The organism is Streptococcus suis (genome assembly GCF_002964045.1).
Classification (GTDB): domain Bacteria; phylum Bacillota; class Bacilli; order Lactobacillales; family Streptococcaceae; genus Streptococcus; species Streptococcus suis_U.
Genome location: NZ_POPB01000621.1, coordinates 1 through 324, shown reverse-complemented (window position 1 = coordinate 324; position 324 = coordinate 1). Strand labels below are relative to the sequence as shown.

Annotated in this window: 1 protein-coding gene; it reads left to right on the top strand. The window is 42.3% G+C overall.

Annotation, left to right across the window (positions count from 1 at the left end; genetic code table 11):
* On the top strand, window positions 1-324 hold a 324-nt coding region (locus C1E99_RS15060), incomplete at both ends, for a hypothetical protein (RefSeq protein ID WP_193441828.1).

Sequence of the window (324 nt, the reverse complement as noted above, 5' to 3'; positions counted from 1 at the left end):
GACGGACTCTGAGACTGACTCAGATACTGATTCTGAGATGGATTCTGAGACTGATTCTGAGATGGACTCACTAACTGATTCAGAAAGTGATTCTGAGACGGACTCGGAGACGGATTCGCTTACTGATTCAGAGATTGATTCTGATACTGACTCAGAAACTGACTCTGAGATAGATTCTGAGACGGATTCTGAAATGGACTCGGATAGTGATTCGCTTACTGACTCAGAAATTGATTCTGAGACTGATTCTGAGATTGATTCTGATACTGACTCGGATACTGACTCAGAGATTGATTCAGAAATTGACTCGGATACTGACTCAGA